A 15,086-nucleotide genomic window follows, 5' to 3' on the forward strand; every position below is an offset into this window, starting at 1 on the left:
CGTCGAAGGAATTAACAATAGATTAAAGGTAATAAAACGTTGTGGTTTTGGATTTACCAATTTTTATAACTTTGAAAAAAGAGCTTTATTGTTTTGGCATTTAGTTGATAGTTTAGCATAATAAGTACCGAAGAACCGAAAAAACTTACCCCCCCAAAGCCAGGATACTTGGCTCTAGTCTTGACTCTCCACTATCGTTCCGAGCCAAGACTAGAGCCAAGGAGCTAAACTCTTTTATTAAGAAAACTTATCACCCTGATTACTGGAGAGCCATCACCATTTGCAGTTAGAGAACTGTCCCATCTTGATTGCTATTTATCCTAATTCAGAAAGCGCCCAAAAAGCCGCAGAGTTTTACCCCGATTGGATGGGATTATTTTGCTATTATACTAAAATTAATTGGGCTTATGCTCAAAGCCGTTTGATTAAAAAGAATATTTTTGATTATTACAAAAAGATTGAACGCGATCGCAGCTTTCAAGAATTCGTCGCTATCGTCGGTGCTGGAGTAGCCGGAGCTTCTTTTGCTCCAGCCGATAAAAATTGTCAGCCGATTTTTTCTAGAACCGCCGTAATCTGTAAAATCCCCGTTCTCTTTAGTCTGCTTGTCTTTGTAATTGTGGCTGGATTAACCTGGTTGATTAGGAGACAATGGAAGCGATCGCCTTGACTATACTTCATTTTCCTGAGAAATTCCACTTGCTAAAATACCGAGAATTTTATCTACATCTTTGAGATAATATTCGCTTAAATCAATGGACAAGGTTTGCCCTTCTAATTTAAGAAATTGCCAAATACTACCCGTCGTCACCGCACCGTAAATTGTTTGAATCTCACTGTCTGAGCGCTGATTGAAAATTTGGGACGCAACCATTGCCGCCGCACACTGCCCCAGTCCGGCATTAATATTCTCTTTTTTTGCTTCTATAATTGTAATTACAGGTGCTGTTACGATCAGAATTTCTGGAGATTTAGTAATAATAAAATCACACGTTCCATTTAAACCTTTGGTTTCATCGACAGTAAAATCTACGCCAGAAAATAAATTAATCTGTTCTTGTAATTGTCGGCGCAAGTCAACTAATATGGGCGCTATAATAAGTTCTGAACGCGCCTTTTCACTATTACTGCCTAATGCGATCGGCAGGTTATAATTAAGGACTTCTGCCAATAAGTTACTACTGGCTAATTCAGGAACATCGGCAAAAATATCACGTTTTTCTAAAGTCGTTAAGCCAAACTCTTGTTTGGCTTTAGCTAAACTAAACTCGCTGTAGGACATACAATCATGCTCCGATAAACTCTAAATACCAAATCTGATGAAGTTACCACCCTTTTGAACTTAGGTACTTTTTCCTTCTATCCCTTCTGTCTGATCCGTACCCAAACGGGGATAGTTGACCCAGATTTAGGGATTAGGAGAAAAATTGCGATCGCGCGGCTTGAGTGTCTTGGAGTTGCTGTTCTAAGCCTTGCCAGTCGCTTTGCTCAACCCGTTCAATCAATTCATCGAGACAGTGACGGTAGGATAGGAGCGATCGCAATAAAAAGTCCCGATTATAACGTGCCATCATCACCCCTAACTCCGGATTTCCGCCACCCACCCGACTGGTATCACGAAACCCGGAACTGGCTAACTGCTGTATTAACTCTAAGACAATGGGGTCAGTTTCATCGATACAAGCATTAATGAGACTCGCACTCACCATAACAGGCAGGTGAGAAATCCAAGCGACAGCGCGATCATGATCTTGAGGACTACAGAAATAGACTCGATTCGTGAGCGATCGCACCAAATGCTCAACCTGTTTCACGGCGGCGGGTGGCGTCGTATCCAGAGGAGTCAACACATAAGCACAATCGGTAAATAACCCCGATACCGCCGCCTCAATCCCATTCGATTCTCGACCCGCCATCGGATGTCCACCGACAAAATTATGCCACAGGGGTGTTACCGCTTCCACCACCGCCGTTTTCACCGAACCCACATCCGTGATAATAGTTTCCGGGGATAGGTGAGGAATTAACGCCTGGAGCATTGGCGCGATCGCAGAAATTGGCGTACAAATAAAAACAATATCAGAAGCTGCCAGTAGGTTCATTTTGACACTGGCGTCATCCACCACACCTAGTTCAATGGCTCTGTTGCAGGTATAGTCTTGGCGAGATACTCCCAAGACAGAATGACCCAATTTTCTCAAGTCCAGTCCCAGGGAACCCCCAATCAGTCCCAGCCCAACAATTCCAATCTTCATGATCATAGCCATCCACGTTAAGCTAATCAAATCCCTTAAATTAAGTTTTAGGCAAAGCTGGGTTTTAGGCAACTGGCAGTTCAATTAAGGATAGCATTTGAAACAGGAGGTGTGGAACTCCACGGGGGAAGAAAGATGAATGTGATGGAAATTCTCAAAAAATATGCCGCTGGCGTGAAAAACTTTTCCGGGGCAAATCTTGCCGAAGCCAACCTGAGTGGGATTAATCTCAGTGGTGCCGATTTAAGTGACGCGAACTTAAGTGTAGCCAACCTCAGTGGTGCTTATTTAATTGGTACAAATTTAAGTCGGGCGCGACTTAATGTAGCCAGACTCAGTGGTGCCAATCTCTCCAACGCTAACTTAACCAAAGCCAATCTCAACGTTGCCAATTTGATTCGAGCGGACTTGGGGGGAGCGCAACTGACTCAGGCGGCGATGATTCGGGCGGAACTGATTCGTGCCAAATTAAGTGGCGCTAACCTAACAGAAGCGAATCTCAGTGGTGCAGATCTGCGAGAAGCCGCCCTCAGAAATGCCAAACTGCACCGGGCTAATCTTAGCGAAGCCAACCTACGGGGAGCTGTTTTAACAGGGGCAATTCTGGAAGGTGCTAATTTGAACGCCGCCGATTTGAGCCGTACTGATCTGAGTAATACCAATGTTCGACAGGCTGAATTCAAACAAGCCAATCTCAGTTGTGCCAATTTAGCGGGTGCGGATCTCAGTGGTGCTAACTTACGCTGGACTGACTTGAGTGGTGCGAATCTCAGTTGGGCAAATCTGAGTGAGGCAAAGTTAAGCGGCGCGAATTTAACCGGCGCGGATTTGAGTCATGCTAATTTGCTCAATACCAGTTTAGTCCATGCCGATCTCACCCAAGCACGATTAATTTATGCCGATTGGATTGGGGCGGATTTAACCGGGGCGACGCTCACAGGGGCAAAATTGCATGGGGTGTCTCGTGTTGGTCTCAAAACCCAAGGTATTGTCTGCGAATGGGTTGATTTGAGTCCAGAGGGCGATCGCTCTCGGGTTGTTACCCTGTCCAGCGAAGAAGTATCGCACAAGTTTTTTAACGAAACCTTACCCACCGTCACCATTATCATTGATGCCCCTTTAGATATCGCCGCCAATTTAGCCTTAGTCCGTGTTTATCATCAACTGGCGCAGAGTTTCCCCGTTCTCAATACAGCACCCAGCGTGAACGTTGGCGTGCGGAAAACCTCTTTGACCTTTAGTGCCAGTAATGCTGAATTGTTGATTATTGCTTACTTAGGAATTGTTCCGTTTAAAGATGCAACGATTACCCAAGAAAATATTATCGCACTGCTCAAGAAGCTAGAACCCAGTGTTCTGGAAAAGTGGGGCTTTAAAACATCCCAATCCATTCAAGAGTTCCTGAAAACCCTTGAACAAGGGATTGATCCGTCCAAAATGGCGGTGGATTTCAGAAAGTCGAGTCCTTTTTTCCAAGCTCCCACTCAAACCATCATCACTAACTCTAACAATCAAACCTGGACAGCTTACTACCATCCAGCCTTTGGCAAGCCGTTGATGCAATCTCAATAGGCAGGGGGAGCAATGTAGAGACGTAGCATGCTACGTCTGGGAGCAGAGGGAGCTGGGGACGAATGACGAATGACTTATAACAACCATAGAAGAAAGTGTTATCCTCCACAGTATCGTGTTGTGTGAGGAAATTCAAGTTATGGTTACGTCTCCTGTCCGCCGTCAGGACTTATATCGTTTTGCCCCCAGACATCTACAAAAATCTTCGACCCATGGAACGCTAACGGATTTACCCCTAACTCTGCCAAAGACTCCCTTGTTTGGTACGGATGGCATTCGGGGACGAGTGGGAGAACTGCTTACAGCTGAATTGGCACTACAAATTGGGTTTTGGGCAGGTCAGGTCTTACATTCGCAAGCCTCAGCATTAGGTCCGGTGATTGTCGGACAGGATTCGCGAAACTCCAGCGATATGTTGGCATCGGCGCTGAGTAAAGGCTTAAACTTAGCTGGATTGGAGGTATGGAATATCGGGTTATGTCCGACGCCCGGAGTTGCCTATCTTACCCGTTTCTCAGAAGCCGTGGGCGGGGTGATGATTTCTGCCAGTCATAATCCCCCAGAAGACAACGGCATTAAATTTTTTAGCGCCCAAGGGACAAAACTGCCTGGGGAATTGCAGCAGCAGATTGAGGCGGGTATCCGAGGCATAGTGGATAAGGCTGTGGTTGCTCATAGTCAGGGTCACCATTACCACCGACCGGAATTAGTGGGACGTTATCTCGAATCATTACGGCGTCCCCTGGAATCGGTGACCAATTTACAAGGGATGAAAATCGTCCTCGATTTGGCGTGGGGGGCTTCCGTGCACTTAGCGGAACAGGTTTTTGCACAGTTGGGAGCAACCGTTATCTGTTTACATAATCAACCCAATGGCGATCGCATTAATGTTAATTGTGGCTCAACTCATTTAACCTGCCTCCAGAATGCGGTACGAGAACACTCTGCCGATATGGGTTTTGCCTTTGATGGTGACGCGGATCGGGTGATGGCGGTTGATTGTGAAGGTCGAGTCGTTGATGGGGATTATATTCTCTATTTCTGGGGGCAAACATTACGACAAACGAATCAACTCCCTGACGATTTAATTGTTGCCACTGTTATGGCAAATCTGGGCTTTGAAAATGCCTGGAAAGCCAGGGGCGGCAAATTGGTGCGAACTGCTGTAGGCGACCAATATGTTCAGGCGGCAATGAATCGCAGTGGTGCCATGCTCGGCGGCGAACAGTCGGGACATATTCTTTGTTACCACTACGGCTTGACAGGCGATGGCATGTTAACGGCTTTGCATTTAGCCTCGTTGGTACGTCAGTCGGGGGTTTCCTTGAATACTCTGGTTGATCAAAGCTTCCAGACTTATCCCCAACTGTTGCAAAATGTGCGCGTCGAAAACCGCGATCGCCGCTTATATTGGCAAGAGTGTCAACCCCTGATGGATGCGATTGCCCAAGCTCAAACCGTTATGGCAGATCAAGGGCGCGTTTTAGTCCGGGCATCGGGAACCGAACCCGTCATCCGGGTGATGGTAGAAGCCGTTGAAGCTCAAATGGCAACGCACTGGACAGCCAAACTGGTTTCTGTTGTCGAAAATCATTTAGGTTAGAAGGCTCCAAGGCTCCAAGGCAATACTGGGCAATACTGCTCGCAGGGAACTATCATTTAATTTTTTCTCCCCCTGCTTCCCTGCTCCCAGACGTAGCATGCTACGTCTCTACATTGATCCCCCTGCTTCCCTGCACCCCCTCCCCCCTGCTCCCTCACTTGGGAATATGCCACAATCGAAAGAGATAGGCAGCGTGACAGCTTTGCCATGGTTAAATCAAAATCAAAATCAAAATCGAAAACCTCAAAAAAAGGAAAAAAGCAGTCAAAGCAGTCTAAAGCCCCTCTCCTGAGTCTGAAGGAGCAGCTAGCCCAAAAGCGTAAAGCACAACGGCAGCGCCAAGAACTGATTCAATGGCTGTTCATGACGCTATTGCCAGGGATATTTCTAGGGGCGATCGTTAGTGTGGTTGCCGAACCGAAGATGGGTGTGATCGCCGGAGCTATCATACCTTGTTTTGGTCTGTCCTATAAATATCCCCGCAAGGCACTGTGGCTATTCCTGATTTACATGCCCTTTAGTGGCACTGTAATTTATCAATTTTTTGGCGGCAATAACCTACTTCAATTAGCAAAAGATGGATTTTATTTTCCTGCTCTAATTGGCTTATACCAACAGTGCCGACGTGAAAAAAAACCCTTCTTTGTTCCCAAAAGTTTGATGCCAACACTGAGTATTTGCTTGGTGTTGTCTCTGTTGACATTATTCTTTGTCAACGGTTTGCAGTTGACGGGCAAGGAGTCAGGACAACCCTTTATTCAAGGAATTTTTGGGTTGAAAATTTTACTTGGATACGCTCCTCTGATTTTTTGCGCTCAACATTTGCTCAAAAGTAAAAAGGATTTGCTATTTTGTAGCCGCTTGCATCTAGGTTTGGCAATTACTTGCTGTGTGCTAGGTCTTATCCAATACTCAATGCTTAAGAGCGGCAGGTGTGCTGGCACCGATCATCTCTCCGGGGTTGAGCTATTTAAGGCAAGTTTAGATGCGAAGTGTTTTATTGGTGGGGCTTTGCTGTACAGTCCATCACAGAATATGATTCGCTTGCCAGGAACTTTTGTGTCTCCTTGGCACTGGGGTTGGTTCCTAATTGCCAATAGTGCGTTAACGTTTTCTGCCGCATTCAGCGATTCGTCTTTTTTCTGGCGGATTGGGGGTTTGGTGGGAATGGCACTGGTTTTCATAAATGCGGTAATCTGCGGTCAGCGAATTGCCTTGGCTTTGGTTCCAGCTATTACGATACTCTTGTTAATTCTTACAGGTCAGATAGCGAATCTCAAGCGGTTTATTCCGATTGGGGTAGGACTCGCCTTGGTGATTGCGATTGGCTTAGCTACGAATCCAGAACTGGTTCAGGAACGGATTGACAGTTTTCAGAGTCGTGCTGAGGCTTCACCACCGCAAGCATTCATTAAAGAGCAATTTGAATGGGCAATGTATAATAGCAAGGGCTTGCTGGGTAACGGTTTAGGAAGAGCTACTAATTCTACTCGCACCTTTGGGGATGTTTCACTGGTTGAAACCTATTATCCCAAACTTATTTTGGAAGTCGGTCTGATTGGCACCTTAGCCTTTTTGGTTTTTGTGACGCACTTGACATTTACTACATTTAAAGCCAAACAATCAGTTCGTGACAAAAATTTACGTAGTTTTGGCTCTAGTTATTGGGTCTTTGTTTTGATTATCAGTTATAACACCTATTGGTATCCTTTGGATACAGACCCCGTAGCTGTATACTACTGGTTCTTTGCTGGAGCAATCTTAGCCTTACCCGCGATAGACAGACAGGAACTGCGAAAACTCAAACTTGTCCAACAACAGGATGAACCTGACGCGCAAAAGAAGGGTAAAAAAAAGGTCTCTAAACCCCGAATTGCTACCCCAATAGCCTCCTAGTGCATGAGGGGGAGCTGGGGGAGCTAGGGGAGCAGGGAGAGCTGGGGGAGCTGGGGGAGCTGGGGGAGCTGATTACCAATCAACAATCAACAATTACCATTTCAAAAAAATAGCCGTGAATGTGCCTTTAATTTCAGTCATTATTCCCACTTACGAACGTGAAGAAACCTTGCGAGATACCTTAGAAGATGTACTCAAGCAAGAATATCCTGCTGTAGAAGTTTTAGTGGTTGATCAAACTCAAAACCATAAACCTGAAATCGAAGCCTATTTACAGCAATTAGCGAATGACCAGAAAATTAAATGGTTTCGGGTGAACTGGGCGAGTTTACCAGGGGCGCGAAACTATGGTGTGCGACGGGCGACGGGCGAAATTGTTGTGTTTATTGATGATGATGTGAAAATGCCTGCTGGGTACTTAGATGCTCACGCCCGTAACTATCAGCGTCAGGAGGTTGGAGCGGTTGCAGGGCGAGTGTTTGACCGGATGAAGCTGGCAGATTCTAAGAAGAAACATCAAGGAGATTATGAAATCGAGGATTTGCCACCTCAGGCGATGGACCCAGGAATTGCCTGGTATCACATTGACTTAGTGCATACGATCAAACCTCAGTGGGTGATTTCCGCCAGAGGCTGTAATATGTCCTACCGTCGGGACATTTTTACCAAGCATGGGATATGGTTTGACGAACGATTTCGGGGGAGTGCGGTACGGGAAGAGTCGGATTTTTGTCTGCGATCGCGGCAAACGGGTTACAAGATTTGGTATGATCCCGATGCCTATTTGGTGCATCTAGGCGAAGAAACTGGCGGCTGTCATGATATTAGTACGCGATCGCTAAAATACCAAGTTACGTTTTATCACAATCATTTCTTGATGGCGCTGAAAAACCTCACCCCCAGTCAGCAGGTGCGCTTATTCGCTAAGCTTTTTGATTGTCACGTTTTGGGAAATCCACCCTGTAACAAGAGTGGTTCCCCAATCAAAATTGTCACTCGTGCAGGTTTCTACATTATCGGGTTTATCGACGCCCTGAAAAGTCAAATCAAGTCCAGTTGGGATCAGGGACAAATTTATACCACGTTGGATAAGACTATTGATAGTTGATTGGGGATTGAAAAGGTGATTATCTGCCATTCCCTATTCCCTATTCCCCATTTCTCTAAGGACAAATGACGTAGCTTGCTTCTCGCTCCCTTGAGTATGACAAATGACAAATGACAAATGAAAAATGACAAAAAGTATGAGAATTATAGTTGCCAGTCATACCTATATTGTTGATCTCAACTGCGAAAAGCTACGGGAACTTGCTAAGTTAGAACCTGATATTGAAGTCACCGTAGTCGTACCCCGTCGTTGGCGTCCAGGGGGCGTTCAAAATAAAATTATTGAAACTCAACCGCGTCAAGAGGGTTCATTTCGAGTCGTACCTGTCTCTAACTTGAGCCAAAATAATCAGGGATTACTCACATTTGGCGCAGATATTCTTCCCTTATTACGGGAATTCCGCCCCCAAATTCTTCAGGTTGAACAAGGCGCAAAGTCATTAGGATATGCCCAATTCATTGCCTTGAATCAACTTTTAGGGCTAAAGGCAAAAAATCTATTCTTTACCTGGTGGAATTTACCCTATCAGGTAAAGTTTCCTTTATCGATATTGCACGATTATAACCTCCAAAATACCCACGGACTCGTTGCGGGAAATCAGGATGCGGTGGAGGTACTCCAGCAGCACGGTTATCAGGGGGCTTCTATCGTTATGCCTCAATTGGGTGTGGATGATAGCCGATTTCGTCCCCAAGTCCAGCCAGACTTACAAAGCAAGTTAGGAATTCAAGGAGATGAATTTGTCGTCGGATTTGTAGGACGGTTTGTTGAAGAAAAAGGGTTATTAACTCTAGGGGAAGCTTTGGCGGGGATCAAGGAGCATTGCTGGAAATGGTTACTGCTAGGGCGTGGTTCCCTGCAAACTGAGTTAATGGAAAAGGCGGTGGAATGGGGAATTAAAGACCGGATGATTTGGGTGGAGAGTGTTCCTCATGACGAAGTACCAAATTATATCAATTTGATGAATGTTCTCGTCTTGCCATCTGAGACGACGTACAAGTTTAAAACTCTAACGGCGGCGGGATGGAAAGAACAGTTTGGTCATGTTTTGATTGAGGCGATGGCATCGAAAGTGCCAGTAATTGGGTCGGATTCTGGGGAAATTCCGAATGTGATTGGTGAAGCGGGTTTGGTTTTTCCGGAGAAGAATGTAGAAGCGTTACGGGATAAGTTGGTATCGCTGATGGAGCAGCCGGAGTTGGTTAATCAGTTGGCTGAATTGGGGTATAAACGAGCAATGAGGCAGTATACTAATAAGGCTTTGGCACGGAAGTTGTTGGATTTTTATCAGAGACTTATTGAATGATGAGACGGGGTATCAAAATTATATTTTTAAAACGCAGAGGAGCGCAGAGGTTTACGCAGAGGACGCAGAGGGGGTTATAGGATTGGGATTTGCTTTTTTTATCGGATTTGAAAATAGTTGGCGATGATATGAGGTAGCTTTCTTCTCGCTCCCTTGAGTATAACAAATGACAAATGACGAATTAAAAAAATGCGAATTTTACAAATTGTCCCTTCAATTTCGCTGGTTTATGGGGGTCCGAGTCAAATGGTACTGGGGCTTTCTAAGGCGCTAGCGAATCAAGGTGTAGATGTTACTATATTGACCACCGATAGTAATGGGGATTTTGGTCAAGCGCCACTGGATGTTCCTTTGGATAAACCTGTCCCGCAGGATGGGTATCAGGTGCGATATTTCCGGTGTTCTCCGTTCCGTCGCTATAAGTTTTCTCTCTTATTATTACGTTGGTTGTGGCAACATGCAGGGGAATTTGATGTGGCGCATATTCACGCCCTCTTTTCACCTGTGAGCACCGCCGCCGCAACAGTCGCCCGAAAACGAAATTTACCCTATCTTTTGCGTCCATTAGGTACGCTTGATCCGGCAGATTTACAGAAGAAACGGCGATTAAAACAAGTTTATGTCGGTTTGTGGGAACGTGCTAATTTAGCTGGGGCGGCGGGTATTCATTTTACCAGTGAACAAGAGGCGAAGATTTCTCAACGTTTTGGTACGAATGCGCCGGATATTGTGATTCCTTTGGGGGTTACGCCTCCGGAGGATGTAGAGACGCGCCATGGTGCGTCTCTACGTCAGGGCGGGTTCTGCACAAACGATATCATCAATGGCGAAACAAAAGTCCCATTACCCGCCCCTACAGATGTTTCAGGGAACGTCTCTACCCAATTGCCAATCCTCTTGTTTATGTCTCGAATTGACCCGAAAAAAGGATTGGATTTACTAATTCCGGCTTTAGAAACTCTTTTAGCTGAAGGGTTAGGGTTTCACTTTATCTTAGCTGGCGCGAATCCCCAAGATCCAGAGTATGAACGTAAAATTCAACAACAGATTCAAACGTCGCCGCTATCGTCTCATACGACAATTACAGGTTTTGTAGAAGGGGAAGTAAAAGCGGCGTTGCTACAAAGGGCGGATTTATTTGTTTTACCCTCTTATTATGAAAACTTTGGTATTGCTGTCGCCGAAGCTATGGTGGCGGGGACTCCTGTGGTAATTTCGGATCAGGTGCATATTTGCCAAGAAGTGAAAGGGGCGGAGGCGGGATGGGTTTGTGGGTGTGATGTGGCGTCGTTGACTCAAACGTTACGGGAAGCGTTAAGAGATGCTGGGGAACAGAAGCGGCGTGGGGTCAATGGGAGAGACTATGCACTACGGCATTATAGTTGGGATGCGATCGCGCAGACTATGATTGAGGCATATCAAACTATAACTGACACCTGATACCTAATAACTGACACCTGATATCTAATAACTGACACCTGATATCTAATACCTAATAACTGACATCTGACACCTGATACCTAATATAGCGCTTCGCGCTGGTGTGTTTACACATTAGAGAGGGATGCTTGATCAGGAGGGATTTAGAACACTTGTACTGTAACTACGCGAGAGCGAACTGCTATAACTGACATCTGATACCTAATAACTGACATCTGACATCTGACACCTGATAACTGACACCTGATAACTGATAACTGATAACTGATAACTGATAACTGACACCTGATAACTGATAACTGATAACTGATTATGGCAGATATTGATAACCTCCTCAACCAAATAGCCGCCCAAGAAACCCAACTTCAGGATACTGAGTTTCTTGCGCCCTGTGTTCAAGGGGGAAAAGTTCGCACGTCAGTCGCTAATCTGATTTATACCTTTACCCCTCAACCGCCTGATTTTGAAGGATGGGGTATTTTTCGTCCTGTGGATGAGAAAAAGGCTGAGGTGGTGTCCGAGGCTAGTTTACCTCAATTAGCTGAGTATCTGAACCTACTTAAACCCCTGCGCTTACGATTGGCTTATCCGTTGCGTTCATTGACTTGGTTAGCGTATCCCATTAATGAATCGGATATGCAGCAACGCTTGGGTATGATCAAACCTGTACCTGTACATCTGGTTAGCGAAGGCGCTGCATTTGAACCGATTATTGCCCGTTTTGATGGTACGGCTTTTTGGTTTGATGAAATAGACAGACGCGCTGAACCCCAACCGACTGAACAGTTACGAGAACAGTTAGAACAGGTTACTTTACCGGATCAGGTTCGGTTTGCGGGAATGACACCGGAAATGGTGACGGTTTATGAACTTGTATTGCAACAAACATCTGCTTATCAGGAGAGAGAACAACATCGGCGTCAGGTGAGAGAGGGGGAGATTCGCCCACAACACCCCCAGAGACGGCGGGAAAGAGGGGGTTCTAATCCTGATCAAACCGATGAACAACGGTTGCGGGATGCATTACAGATGGGAGGTGGGAGATTGCGGACATTTCGCGATCGCGGCGAGTTTTGGCAAGTGGAATGGACAACTCGTGATCGGGAAAGTCATACCTGTGCGATCGCCAAGGGGGATTTAACCGTGATGAGTTCAGGGATTTGTTTAAGTGGTTGCGATCGCGACTTTGATTTACAATCCCTGGTTGGTGTGATTGAAGCCCGTATCTAACAAGATTTGGGAATTTCTCCGGCTCAACTGTATTAATTTTCCTAATGGTTCGACCAACATTTCTTTACGGAGTTTTCAAGAAACTTTCCCTCAATCTTGACTACAATCTAGTTATCGTCTACCACAATCTCTATTAAGCACAGAGACAAATAATGCTGACCCAAAAAATTTACCAGAGAAAAATCAGTAACTCGTTTGACTTTAGTCAACTTTTTGCTCAAAGCATGCAAAAGGGTAAAATCAGTCTGGCTGACTGGTATGAATTACTGGTAATGCCGATGGATAATACCTTTACCTCAGATCATGAGGAGGCGGTGACTCGATTAATCTATGGGGTGCGACATGGTTTTGTTAAAGTCGTTGATAATGGTTAGTTGTTTCAAACTAGCCACTGGCTATTGACTGATCGCGGTGGTTGCCCAATTTTATTCAGAATGTCTATTTTCTTTCACGAAAACCTTTATCGAACACCCGCCCTGATGACACGGTTGCAGGAGTTTCCGGTAACTATCTGCGGGGCTGGAGCGCTGGGGGCAAATATGACTGAAAACTTGGCACGTTCAGGGTTTGGCAAGTTGCGGGTAATCGATCGCGATCGCATCGAAGAACGAAATCTTTCCACTCAACCCTATTACAAATCCGATATTGGTGCCTATAAAACTAAAATTTTGACAAATACCCTCTATCGTGCATTAGGTATCACTATAGATGGGCGTGCCAAAGAACTAACGGCGGACAACTGTTCTCAATTACTCCGGGACAGTCATTTAGTCATCGATACCTTTGACAATAGTGTCGCCCGTCAAGGGGTGAAGGAGTATTGTCAACAGGTGCAGATTCCCTGTCTCCATGTCGGATTGGCGAGTGACTATGGGGAGATAATTTGGAACGATAGTTATCGCGTTCCCTCACCTGCCAATGATGATATTTGTGATTATCCCTTGGCGCGAAATTTAGTGATGCTGGCGGTTGCGGTTGCTTGTGAGGTGGTTATTACCTTTGTTGCCACTCAAAAGCAACGAAGTTTTACCATTACGTTAGCCGATTTAGCCGTTCAACCATTGAATGATGAAGTATGATCGCCGGTGATCCCCGGTTTGACGTTTAATGGTTAAGGGTAAATGCAGTCATTGGACTTGTTCCTTCAGTTCAGGCGACTTGAGATGTAATCGTGATTGATGGGGTGTCGAAAATGGACATTACACTCCGGTTGCTCAAAAATTCTGGAGCTGTCCTTGGCGCTCTAATAGTTCTAGGTAGGAGATGGGTACGACTAGGGGCCAAAAAAGAGCGGCGATGGCTAAAAACATGATCGAGTGAAATTGGGCTTCGGGAGAGAGGTTTTCCTCACGTTGTAGAAAGTCTAGCCATCGCGTGAACAAAAGCGGTAGCATGATGAGGTAAAAGATGATTAAGCCGCTGAAAATGATGTTCCACATAGTTTCCTTGGTTGGTTGAGAGGTTAAGTGAGTTTCTAATTATTACTCTGGATTATTTCCTGCCTTTTATGCAAATGGTCAGGATTTTGTCAAAAATCTTTACAAATTTAATCGCCAATTCTGCATTCAGTGGATCGCCAGCTTATAAAAAATGTATTTAAAGATACATAAATTGGGTTTAATTCTGTAGTATTTCGTCCCTCACCGTTCCCTGTTCGTGGAGTCGCGATCGCACCTATTCTGTCAATAGCTGGAACCTTTGCTGCGCCTACTTTTTAATCCGAGTAACCCTTGCAAAGAGAGTTGAACCCCATTATCAAGCCGAGGGCGGCTAAACCCACGCCAGCAGAGGGTTCAGGGACTGACGTACAGTAGCCGCGATCGCAAATCCCCGATTTATTGAACTTGAAGGCGATAGTATGTTCACCATCAAAGCGATTTAAATCATAGCCAGCATCGAGTAATTCCGACTCAGACAGATACATAATATTGGTGAGAAATTCACCTGAACCCATCGTATTTAAACTTTGAGATTGGTCAAAATAAGACGTATCGGCGGCTAAATCACCCAGACTCGGACCACAACCCGCACCTTGACAAGCGTCATTCACTCGTATGTTGTAATCTTCCAGGTTATCAAATCCACTATTAATATCTGTGGTACTGATAGCGGTAACATTGCTATAAAGACCAAGATTAGGGACTAAAGAATCATTGCTTTCGGCAAAACGTACTCCGAATAAATCCCCTTGATTATTCGCCGTGGTGAAGTCTTTGTCAGTAAAATTGAAGAACAAATCACCCCAACCAATATTGGCATCATCAGCACGGGTTCCATCAATACCTGTTAATGGGATATTGCCATTAATCACTACCACAATGCTATCCTTAGTTTCCTTAAGCGCTAGACTATAGATCTCATAGCCCTTACCAGCTCCACCGACTTGAAATCCATCCACGCCATCATTGAACGAATCAACTGCATATTGCCATCCCTGATCATTGATAGGATTTTTGCCAACTTGAAGGGCAATACCATCGTTGATACATTCCGTAAACGTATTGGCGACAGTCCCTTCATTCAAAGCGGTGAACGTCGCCGCCTTAGCTGGTTTTGTGGTGGTTAAAATTACACCTAATGTGGTTGTGATAATAATGAATTGGGCGGTTTTGTTTAACATAGTCATCTCTTTGTTGTTTTAGAGACGAGTTTACTCGCATCCTCTGCTCTCCCTCT

General features: G+C 45.2%; 15 protein-coding genes. 11 read left to right on the top strand and 4 right to left on the bottom strand.

What is annotated here, in order from left to right:
- Window positions 1-10: 10 nt before the first annotated feature.
- Window positions 11-121, top strand: coding sequence for a hypothetical protein (locus RID09_RS21665; RefSeq protein WP_446335796.1), 111 nt, complete (start codon window positions 11-13; stop codon window positions 119-121).
- 183 nt (window positions 122-304) lie between these two features.
- The gene (locus tag RID09_RS21670; protein ID WP_446337990.1) at window positions 305-670 is read left to right on the top strand and encodes a hypothetical protein; all 366 of its coding nucleotides are present in this window, start codon (window positions 305-307) and stop codon (window positions 668-670) included.
- Here RID09_RS21670 and RID09_RS21675 read toward each other — a convergent pair whose 3' ends face one another.
- Window positions 671-1,282, bottom strand: a complete 612-nt coding sequence (locus RID09_RS21675) for a hypothetical protein (RefSeq protein ID WP_446337991.1) — start codon at window positions 1,280-1,282, stop codon at window positions 671-673.
- Between the two features lie 133 nt (window positions 1,283-1,415).
- Window positions 1,416-2,255, bottom strand: a complete 840-nt coding sequence (locus RID09_RS21680) for a prephenate/arogenate dehydrogenase (RefSeq protein ID WP_446338038.1) — start codon at window positions 2,253-2,255, stop codon at window positions 1,416-1,418.
- A gap of 135 nt (window positions 2,256-2,390) precedes the next feature.
- Here RID09_RS21680 and RID09_RS21685 point away from each other — a divergent pair, with 135 nt between their 5' ends.
- The 9 genes from RID09_RS21685 (at window position 2,391) to RID09_RS21725 (ending at window position 13,489) form a co-directional block, all read left to right on the top strand.
- The gene (locus RID09_RS21685; protein ID WP_446337992.1) at window positions 2,391-3,827 is read left to right on the top strand and encodes a pentapeptide repeat-containing protein; all 1,437 of its coding nucleotides are present in this window, start codon (window positions 2,391-2,393) and stop codon (window positions 3,825-3,827) included.
- Between the two features lie 139 nt (window positions 3,828-3,966).
- Window positions 3,967-5,430, top strand: a complete 1,464-nt coding sequence (gene glmM / locus RID09_RS21690; RefSeq protein ID WP_446337993.1) for a phosphoglucosamine mutase — start codon at window positions 3,967-3,969, stop codon at window positions 5,428-5,430.
- Window positions 5,431-5,637: 207 nt separating this feature from the next.
- Window positions 5,638-7,326: a hormogonium polysaccharide biosynthesis protein HpsL gene (gene hpsL, locus RID09_RS21695; protein WP_446337994.1), complete on the top strand. Its 1,689-nt coding sequence runs from the start codon at window positions 5,638-5,640 to the stop codon at window positions 7,324-7,326.
- 115 nt (window positions 7,327-7,441) lie between these two features.
- Window positions 7,442-8,434, top strand: coding sequence for a hormogonium polysaccharide biosynthesis glycosyltransferase HpsN (gene hpsN, locus RID09_RS21700; protein ID WP_446337995.1), 993 nt, complete (start codon window positions 7,442-7,444; stop codon window positions 8,432-8,434).
- Between the two features lie 136 nt (window positions 8,435-8,570).
- Window positions 8,571-9,740, top strand: a complete 1,170-nt coding sequence (gene hpsO / locus RID09_RS21705) for a hormogonium polysaccharide biosynthesis glycosyltransferase HpsO (protein ID WP_446338039.1) — start codon at window positions 8,571-8,573, stop codon at window positions 9,738-9,740.
- Window positions 9,741-9,929: 189 nt separating this feature from the next.
- Complete coding sequence (gene hpsP / locus RID09_RS21710) at window positions 9,930-11,180, top strand: hormogonium polysaccharide biosynthesis glycosyltransferase HpsP (RefSeq protein ID WP_446337996.1); 1,251 nt, start codon at window positions 9,930-9,932, stop codon at window positions 11,178-11,180.
- A gap of 312 nt (window positions 11,181-11,492) precedes the next feature.
- Window positions 11,493-12,410: a hypothetical protein gene (locus tag RID09_RS21715; RefSeq protein WP_446337997.1), complete on the top strand. Its 918-nt coding sequence runs from the start codon at window positions 11,493-11,495 to the stop codon at window positions 12,408-12,410.
- A 152-nt stretch (window positions 12,411-12,562) separates the two neighbouring features.
- Window positions 12,563-12,784, top strand: coding sequence for a hypothetical protein (locus RID09_RS21720; protein ID WP_446337998.1), 222 nt, complete (start codon window positions 12,563-12,565; stop codon window positions 12,782-12,784).
- 60 nt (window positions 12,785-12,844) lie between these two features.
- The gene (locus tag RID09_RS21725; RefSeq protein WP_446337999.1) at window positions 12,845-13,489 is read left to right on the top strand and encodes a ThiF family adenylyltransferase; all 645 of its coding nucleotides are present in this window, start codon (window positions 12,845-12,847) and stop codon (window positions 13,487-13,489) included.
- 135 nt (window positions 13,490-13,624) lie between these two features.
- Here RID09_RS21725 and RID09_RS21730 read toward each other — a convergent pair whose 3' ends face one another.
- Both RID09_RS21730 and RID09_RS21735 read right to left on the bottom strand, forming a co-directional pair.
- On the bottom strand, window positions 13,625-13,849 hold the full coding sequence (locus RID09_RS21730; protein ID WP_446338000.1) for a hypothetical protein: 225 nt from the start codon (window positions 13,847-13,849) through the stop codon (window positions 13,625-13,627).
- A gap of 275 nt (window positions 13,850-14,124) precedes the next feature.
- On the bottom strand, window positions 14,125-15,030 hold the full coding sequence (locus RID09_RS21735; protein WP_446338001.1) for an XDD3 family exosortase-dependent surface protein: 906 nt from the start codon (window positions 15,028-15,030) through the stop codon (window positions 14,125-14,127).
- Between the last annotated feature and the right edge of the window lie 56 nt (window positions 15,031-15,086).

Source organism: Coleofasciculus sp. G1-WW12-02, assembly GCF_040219735.1.
GTDB lineage: Bacteria > Cyanobacteriota > Cyanobacteriia > Cyanobacteriales > Coleofasciculaceae > Coleofasciculus.

Excerpts from the sequence above, each read along its gene's own strand:
- hpsP (WP_446337996.1), top strand. The coding sequence starts at position 9,930 with ATGCGAATTTTACAAATTGTCCCTTCAATTTCGCTGGTTTATGGGGGT.
- hpsO (WP_446338039.1), top strand. The coding sequence starts at position 8,571 with ATGAGAATTATAGTTGCCAGTCATACCTATATTGTTGATCTCAACTGC.
- RID09_RS21685 (WP_446337992.1), top strand. The coding sequence starts at position 2,391 with ATGAATGTGATGGAAATTCTCAAAAAATATGCCGCTGGCGTGAAAAAC.
- RID09_RS21730 (WP_446338000.1), bottom strand. The coding sequence starts at position 13,849 with ATGTGGAACATCATTTTCAGCGGCTTAATCATCTTTTACCTCATCATG.
- RID09_RS21725 (WP_446337999.1), top strand. The coding sequence starts at position 12,845 with ATGTCTATTTTCTTTCACGAAAACCTTTATCGAACACCCGCCCTGATG.
- glmM (WP_446337993.1), top strand. The coding sequence starts at position 3,967 with ATGGTTACGTCTCCTGTCCGCCGTCAGGACTTATATCGTTTTGCCCCC.
- RID09_RS21735 (WP_446338001.1), bottom strand. The coding sequence starts at position 15,030 with ATGTTAAACAAAACCGCCCAATTCATTATTATCACAACCACATTAGGT.
- hpsL (WP_446337994.1), top strand. The coding sequence starts at position 5,638 with ATGGTTAAATCAAAATCAAAATCAAAATCGAAAACCTCAAAAAAAGGA.
- RID09_RS21720 (WP_446337998.1), top strand. The coding sequence starts at position 12,563 with ATGCTGACCCAAAAAATTTACCAGAGAAAAATCAGTAACTCGTTTGAC.
- RID09_RS21680 (WP_446338038.1), bottom strand. The coding sequence starts at position 2,255 with ATGAAGATTGGAATTGTTGGGCTGGGACTGATTGGGGGTTCCCTGGGA.
- RID09_RS21675 (WP_446337991.1), bottom strand. The coding sequence starts at position 1,282 with ATGTCCTACAGCGAGTTTAGTTTAGCTAAAGCCAAACAAGAGTTTGGC.
- RID09_RS21715 (WP_446337997.1), top strand. The coding sequence starts at position 11,493 with ATGGCAGATATTGATAACCTCCTCAACCAAATAGCCGCCCAAGAAACC.